8 protein-coding genes are annotated in these 7,686 nt (G+C 43.8%); all 8 read left to right on the forward strand.

From position 1 onward, the window contains the following. The first annotated feature begins 86 nt into the window (after nt 1–86). The 8 genes from thrC (at nt 87) to BUA75_RS02010 (ending at nt 7,233) form a co-directional block, all read left to right on the forward strand. Entirely contained in the window at nt 87–1,169 is a 1,083-nt protein-coding gene (gene thrC / locus BUA75_RS01975; RefSeq protein ID WP_072872897.1) for a threonine synthase, read from the forward strand. Further along, entirely contained in the window at nt 1,169–2,104 is a 936-nt protein-coding gene (gene thrB, locus BUA75_RS01980) for a homoserine kinase (RefSeq protein WP_072872898.1), read from the forward strand. Before thrC ends, thrB begins: the two co-directional genes overlap by 1 nt. Nucleotides 2,105–2,106: 2 nt before the next feature. Further along, nucleotides 2,107–2,562 carry an MgtC/SapB family protein gene (locus BUA75_RS01985; RefSeq protein WP_072872899.1) on the forward strand — a complete coding sequence of 152 codons (456 nt, stop codon included), beginning with the start codon at nt 2,107–2,109 and terminating at the stop codon, nt 2,560–2,562. 118 nt (nt 2,563–2,680) lie between these two features. Beyond that, nucleotides 2,681–4,306, forward strand: a complete 1,626-nt coding sequence (locus tag BUA75_RS01990; protein WP_072872900.1) for a long-chain fatty acid--CoA ligase — start codon at nt 2,681–2,683, stop codon at nt 4,304–4,306. Between the two features lie 123 nt (nt 4,307–4,429). Beyond that, nucleotides 4,430–5,518, forward strand: a complete 1,089-nt coding sequence (locus BUA75_RS01995) for a phosphotransferase family protein (RefSeq protein ID WP_072872901.1) — start codon at nt 4,430–4,432, stop codon at nt 5,516–5,518. 31 nt (nt 5,519–5,549) lie between these two features. Continuing rightward, nucleotides 5,550–5,954, forward strand: coding sequence for a hotdog fold thioesterase (locus BUA75_RS02000; RefSeq protein WP_072872902.1), 405 nt, complete (start codon nt 5,550–5,552; stop codon nt 5,952–5,954). Between the two features lie 34 nt (nt 5,955–5,988). After that, entirely contained in the window at nt 5,989–6,414 is a 426-nt protein-coding gene (locus BUA75_RS02005; RefSeq protein WP_072872903.1) for an acyl-CoA thioesterase, read from the forward strand. A 45-nt stretch (nt 6,415–6,459) separates the two neighbouring features. Then, nucleotides 6,460–7,233: an SDR family NAD(P)-dependent oxidoreductase gene (locus BUA75_RS02010; protein ID WP_072872904.1), complete on the forward strand. Its 774-nt coding sequence runs from the start codon at nt 6,460–6,462 to the stop codon at nt 7,231–7,233. Nucleotides 7,234–7,686: the final 453 nt, after the last annotated feature.

Raw genomic sequence — 7,686 nt, forward strand, 5'->3', positions numbered from 1 at the left:
CAATGCATGTCAATCCAGAATCAAACTAAAGTAGTGGAATTGTAAGTTTACTGGCTGTTCAAAATAAATAAAGGAGAGAATAGAACATGTCGCAAGGAACCTTTCCACACGTATTTTGGCCAGGTCTTTTGCAGGCGTATAGTGAATGGCTCCCTATTAATGAGAAAACTCCTCAGCTTTCACTGAATGAAGGCAATACCCCGTTAATTTATTCGAATCAATTGAGTGAATATACTGGAATGCAAGTCTATTTGAAATATGAAGGTGCGAATCCTACGGGTTCTTTTAAAGATCGGGGAATGGTTCTAGCAGTCGCTAAAGCTAAAGAAGCCGGCGCAGACACAGTCATTTGTGCATCAACAGGCAACACGTCTGCTTCTGCTGCCGCCTATGCAGCTAGAGCTGGTATGAAAGCTGTCATTGTTATACCCGATAAATACGTGGCCCTAGGGAAATTGGCCCAAGCCATGATGTATGGCGCTCGAATTGTGGCAATACGAGGAAATTTTGATGAAGCATTGGAAATCGTTCGTCATTTGGCTGATGAAGCTGGCATGACTGTAGTAAACTCTGTGAATCCATTTCGCTTAGAAGGTCAGCAAACTGCTGCGTTTGAAATTTGCGACGCTCTTCAAAAAGCGCCGGATATTCTATGTGTTCCGGTTGGGAATGCAGGAAATATTTCTGCTTATTGGAAAGGTTTTAAGACTTACCATGACCATCAACGAATTCACCATTTACCTCGCATGCTAGGTTTTGAAGCTGAGGGAGCGGCAGCGATTGTTCAAGGACATCCTATCCCCAATCCCGAAACATTTGCCACAGCTATTCGCATCGGTAATCCAGCTTCTGCGCATCTTGCTGTGCAGGCAAGTCAAGAGTCTCACGGAGGTATCTTCGCAGTAAGTGATGAAGAAATTCGTATAGCCTATCGTTTGATTGCCAGAGAAGGTATTTTTGCTGAACCGGGCAGCGCCGCATCTGTAGCCGGGCTATTGCAACAAACGAAAATAGGGAATTTAGAAAAGGGGCAGACCGTTGTCTGTGTATTGACGGGCAATGGACTTAAAGATCCGAATACAGCTATTGAGTTGACGGCTTCCAAACCCATTGTGGTGGAGAACAATACACAAGAAGTACTAAAGGCCCTAAAAGGAGAGTCGGTGTGATGAGGCGTTGGACGGTTTGTGTACCGGCTACTACTGCCAATCTTGGGCCAGGTTTTGATTGTCTTGGGTTAGCGTTTCAAATGTATAATCAAGTTATCTTAAGTGAATCGGACAGTTTTTCCATCACGATAGGTGGAGAGGTTCGTCAGGCCTTGCCAAACAGCCGGGAGAACGTAGTAGTTCAAGCTATGGACAAGCTGTTTAGGTATGCTGGTTACGCTCATCTCGCTGAAGGATTTTCTTTGCATATTGATTGCAGTATTCCTATTGCTTCTGGTCTTGGCAGTAGTGCGGCTGCAGTTGTGTCTGGTTTGCTTTTAGCCAACGCATGGCTGGAGAGACATAGTGTCGAACCTTTGTCGAAGCAAAAGTTGCTAGAACTTGCAACAGAAATGGAAGGACACCCAGACAATGTGGCGCCTGCACTGTTTGGGGGTTCGATTCTTAGTTGGTGGGACGATCTCGGTTTGCGACATTTGCGTGTACCTGTGCCTGATACGTTACGATTTGTAGCGGCTATCCCATATTTTCCTTTGTTAACAGAAAAAGCAAGACAGGTTGTTCCTCTAACTTACAGTCGTCAGGATGTCATTTTTAATGTGGCCCAGACAGCTCGTCTCATTCTTTCTCTTTCAACGAATCGACTGGAGTTTCTGCGTGGTGGATTTGCTGACAAAATACACGAGCCCTATCGTCAAAAGTTGATTCCAGGTTACGCTGAGGTTAAAAAAGCAGCGTTGCAGGCAGGTGCCTTGACCACAACACTGAGTGGTGCAGGCCCAACTCTTCTAGCTTGGTGCTTAACCTCGGCAGATGCTCAGGAAGTAGCCGATCAAATGACAATGACGTGGCAAAATCTCGGTATCTCCTGTGTCGCACATATTCTTTACCCAGAATTAGACGCTCCGGTTGTGCAAATGGAGAAAGGGGAATAAAGATGTTTGTTTTCCACTGGGAACTTTATTTGCGGTTGGTAATTGCACTACTTTTCGGTTTTTTTGTTGGTTTGGAGCGGGCAAGGCGCGGAAAAACGGCTGGAATTCGTACCCATTCGCTGGTGGCCCTAGGGTCAGCGTTGGTTATGGTCATCTCCAGTGCTCAGCCGAATGGGCCCAATAAAGACATGATGCGTCTAGCTGCACAAGTGGTGAGTGGCATTGGTTTTCTTGGTGCCGGTGTCATTTGGATGGATCGGCAAAATGTTAAACGTGGCCTCACGACAGCTGCCAATTTGTGGGTAACTGCTGCTGCAGGTTTAGCAATAGGCTACGGTATGTATGGTGTCATGTTGGTTACAGCTTTTCTCATATACGTTGCCGTCAATTCACACGATTGGGCAGTACGTTTCAATCTTATTCCGAAAGAAGCACAAAAAGAGTCTGATGAAAGTTAAAGTTGCCAGATTGTCATTTTGATTCGGCTGAATTTTTGATCATTTTTCGTAGGAATCATGATAGGATAAGAAGAAAGCGCTTACTGATAATCTCGATCATAGGGAGGTCAAACGTTTTATGATGGACTATCCGCTTTTATTAAAATCTATTCTTTATCGTACTTATACGATTTTTCCGGAAAAAGAAATTGTGTCCAGAACTGCGGATGGAATTTTTCGATATACTTACCGAGATTTACATCACCGTGTTTGCCAGTTAGCTAATGCTTTAGATCAGTTAGGTATTGAAACTGGGGTTAAAGTCGGTAGTTTTGCTTGGAATCATTATCGACATCTTGAACTTTACTATGCAGTACCATGTTCCCAACGTGTTTTGCACACCATCAATATTCGACTTTTTCGGGACCAGTTAATACATGTCATTAACCACGCTGAAGATGAGTATATTTTCGTCGATGAAGACTTAATTCCCACCATGGAAGATATTCAAGATGAATTGCCAACCGTTAAAGCGTTTATTGTCATGACTGATAAAGATCATTTGCCACAAACAAAATTACGTGGTGCTTTAGAATACGAGTCACTTTTGAAAGGTCAATCCACGCAATATGAATTTCCTGATTTTTCCGAACAAGAAACAGCGATTCTCGGATATACGTCAGCGACGACCGGCATGCCGAAAGGAGTGGAATATTCGCATCGTGGCTTGTTTTTGCATTGTCTAACCAATTTGGCAGGCTGGATAGGTACAGATGAATCAGATGTTGTTATGCCAGTAGTGCCAATGTTTCACGTCAATGCATGGTGTCGACCGTATACGGATGCTTGGGCTGGGGCTAAACAGGTATATCCTGGCGTGCGACCAACTCCACAGGATTTGGTCGAGCTCATGCATCATGAACGCGTGACCATGAGTTTTGGTGTACCAACAGTTTGGATGGGAGTTCTTGGTGTTTTGCGCGCGAATCCAAATAAATATGATATGAGTAGTATTCGTTTTCTTATCTCAGGTGGGTCGGCTTTACCTTCTTCGTTAGCTCAGACTTTCGAAGAAGAGTTTGGTATCATGGTTTATCAAGGTTATGGGCAAACGGAAACATCACCCGTCACTTTTTCAGGTTATCCAAAGAAAGCAGAGAGAGAACTGACGGGTAGCGAGAAATATCGTTATCGTGCGAAAACCGGTTTACTGTTGCCTTGCTTGGAAATGCGTTTGGTAGATGAAATGGGCAACGATGTTGCGCGTGACGGTAAGCAAATGGGAGAATTATTGTTGCGTGGGCCCTGGATTTTAGGTCGATATTATAAAGATGAAGAACGTAGTCGAGAGGCGTTTCTAGATGGATGGTTTCGCACTGGGGATATTGCTACAATAGATGAACGTGGATATCTGCAAGTGGTTGATCGTACCCGAGATTTAATTAAATCTGGTGGTGAATGGATTTCTTCTGTTGATTTAGAGAATGCATTGATGAGTCATCCTGCAGTCTCGGAAGCTGCTGTAATTGCCATACCGCATGAAAAATGGCAAGAGAGACCACTTGCCTGTGTAGTGAAACGGGAAGGTATGGAAGTGAGCAAAGAAGAGTTGCTTCAATATCTTTCGGAACGAGTTGCAAAATGGTGGATTCCGGACGATCTCGTTTTCATTAGTGAGATACCCAAAACAAGTGTCGGTAAATTTTCAAAAAAGACGTTGCGAGAACTGTTTGAAGCAGGTCAGTTAATTGCTGCAGCGAATTAAATAAAAGGTCGCAACTCAAACAAACTCATATTTGTGCGCCAAATCCCAAATCGAGTTAAGGATGGTGCGTACCTAGCTGTTGGACCTGGTCTTAATCAAGACCAGGTCCGAAAAGTGAGGGGGATGTTTCTTTTGGATAAATTGTCATCTCCAGTGCCAGGTACAATAGCTATGCGTCCAGGTGAAGAATTGGATGTTCAACGTATCCGTAACTGGCTCATTCAACAAGACGGTAAGCAGTCGTATGCTCATCTTCAAATTTATCAATTTCCATCGGGCGCTTCTAATCTAACCTATCTACTGCAAAACGACGATTGGTTTGCGGTTTTGCGCAGGCCGCCATTTGGACCTCTTCCGCCGAAAGCGCATGATATGGTTCGTGAATTTGAATTTTTGCACGCGTTACACCCGCATTTCCCGTTGGCTCCACAGCCGTATTGGCTTGAACATAGTGGAGAAGTACTGGGTGTTCCTTTCTATGTGATGGAATTTCGTAAAGGTGTTACCATTGATAGAAAATTTCCTGTTGATTGGCCAACCCATGAAGAGATTGGACAGCAATTGTCCAAATCGCTTGTGGATGCACTTGTTGATTTACATAGTATTGATGCTAGTGATGAGAGTCTCGCACATTTTGGACATCCCCAGGGATTTTTGGAGAGACAGGTCAAAGGTTGGATTGAACGATATGAGAGAGCAAAGACAGATGATTATAGCGATGCTTCTACATTAATGGACTGGCTGAGCCATTCGCTGCCCGCTTCGGAGTCTTTCACAATGATTCACAATGATTACAAATTAAATAATTTATTGGTGTCTTATAACGATGGTTTGATTCGAGTAACGGGTATTGTTGATTGGGAAATGGCCACTATTGGTGATCCACTTTTAGATTTGGCAGTAGCTCTCAGTTATTGGGTAGATGCTGACGATCCAATTGAAATGCAACAGTGGCTTCCAACTGTCACTACTCAGAAGGGATTTTTTTCACGTCAACAACTTATAGAGGCCTATGCCAAAAAGAGTGGCAGAAATGTAGCTAATCTTCCTTATTACCAAATTTTTGCTTATTTTAAACTTGCCGTCATCCTTCAGCAGATTTATGCTCGGTACAAAAAAGGAGCAACTCGAGATGAACGGTTTCGTTCTTTTGGTGCCGCAGTTGCATTTTTGATACAACATGCTGCTCATTTGGCCAAACAGGCAGGATAAATCACATTCAGTAAACAAAGGGGACCCATACATGCATATTCCGGAACATACACTCATGTCTCATTTAGGTATGGAGTTGATTGAGTTATCAAAAGAGAAAGTGGTCATGCGCATGCCAGTCGATGAGCGCACCCATCAGCCGTATGGTATTCTTCATGGAGGAGCTTCTGTTGCTCTGGCAGAAACTGTAGCTTCCATTGGTACACAGGAGAATGTGGATAGTGAAACACAGCAAGCTGTAGGTATCGAAATTAATGCGAATCATATGAAATCGGTACACGAAGGTTCTGTAACGGCAGTTGGTATACCTTTGCATCGGGGTAGAACGACCATGGTTTGGGATGTCCGATTATATGACGACAACGGAACTTTAATTTGCATATCTCGTTGCACGGTGGGTATTATTCAACGCCGACATGAAAGAAGAACCTCATGATTCATGAGTTAAAGGGTTGGAAAGGGGCAAATCCATGCTGCATTATGAACATGTTATTCGCTTCAGTGATTGTGACGGATTAGGACATGTCAACAACGCGGTCTATTTTACCATGATGGAAGAAGCCCGTCGGGAAGTATTTGCTTGGTTTAATCCATCTCTTTCATTGGACTCATGGAATCTGATTGTCGCTTCGGCAAGATGTGATTTTCTAGCTCAGATGACTTATGGTGAAACCATTCATGTCTATACATGGGTGGGCAAACTTGGCAATAGTAGTTTTGTACTAGAACACGCTTTACAATCTGCGAATCAGATCTGGGTCGCGAGAGGACAAGCAACCTTGTTACATTATGATTATTCGAAAAAAGCAGCTATGCGCATACCGGAAGATGTTCGGCGTCACCTTCAGGAACATCTCGATGCACCCATAGATGCTCCTTCGCTGCACGAATCTTAATAAATTTTGTGTGAGATATCCTTGTTTCCATAGAAGGTGAAAAGAATGGATCAAACCTGTTTTTCTTTGCAAAATAAAAGGATTTTGGTCACAGGAGCGAGTCGAGGCATTGGCCGTGCACTTGCTGTTGGACTTAGTGAATTTGGTGCAAATTTAGTGTTAATGGGAAGGGATTCAAACGCTCTGTCCGAAACGGAAACGTTGATTAGACAGAGTGCACCCCATGCTGAAGTTGAGAAAATCATCTGTGATATACGTGATTTGGAACAGTTATCTCTGCAATTGGATCAAATTTGTCAAACAGGCCAGATTCATGGACTGGTTAATAATGCTGGTATGAATATTCGTAAGCCTGCGCTTGATGTAACGCCAGAAACGTGGCAAGCTGTATTGGATACTGATTTGAGCGGCGCTTTTTTTGTAGCACAGTCTGTAGGACGGGCCATGCTTCGTCAGGGTGGTGGCTCTATAGTCAATATCTCATCAGTGGGAGGACATGTCGCTTTACGTACTGGCGTTGCATATGCGGCTGCTAAAGCAGGGGTTATTCAAATGACCAAAGTACTTGCGCTTGAATGGTCTGGACAAGGTGTTCGTGTCAATGGTATTGGTCCTTGGTATTTTCGAACACCTCTTACTGAACACTTGCTCAATGATGAAAATTATTACTCGGAAATTATTGCTCGTACACCTATGCGTAGGGTGGGAGAGCTGCATGAGTTGATAGGCCCAACAGTATTTCTCTTGTCGGAAGCTTCTAGTTACGTTACTGGACAGACATTATTTGTGGATGGAGGCATGACGATTTACGGGTTTTAGATGGTTTGGCATACGTTTGAGTGAAAAGAAAAATTGTAAAAATAAAATAATCGACATCCTTTTATCGTTCTTCGCCCCATACGGGGCGGGGCGTTTTTTTATGTTCTGCATATTCCGGAATCTCTTGGACAGGGATTCCGTTAAGTCTTGGACGTTAATTCCGAAAACTCTCGGCCCTCTATTCCAATAACTCTTGGACACCAATTCCGAAAAGTCTTGGACAGATAATATCCTCGTTCAAGGCCTTCCCACTTCGCTCCTCCAAATCGTCTGTGTGGGCTACCAAGTCAAGCAGGGAACTTACCCCTTTTGTCGGATTTTGTTGTATCCGCGAAAGGAGGCACTGTCTTGGCTGAATGGAGGTTGCCCATGCCAAAGCTCAAGGAAATCTTACGTCTGTACCATGAAGGAGGAATGAGTCGTCGAGCTATCGCCGCCAGTCTAGATATCTCA

The sequence above is a fragment of the Alicyclobacillus tolerans genome (genome assembly GCF_900142255.1).
Taxonomy (GTDB): Bacteria; Bacillota; Bacilli; order Alicyclobacillales; family Alicyclobacillaceae; genus Alicyclobacillus_I; species Alicyclobacillus_I tolerans.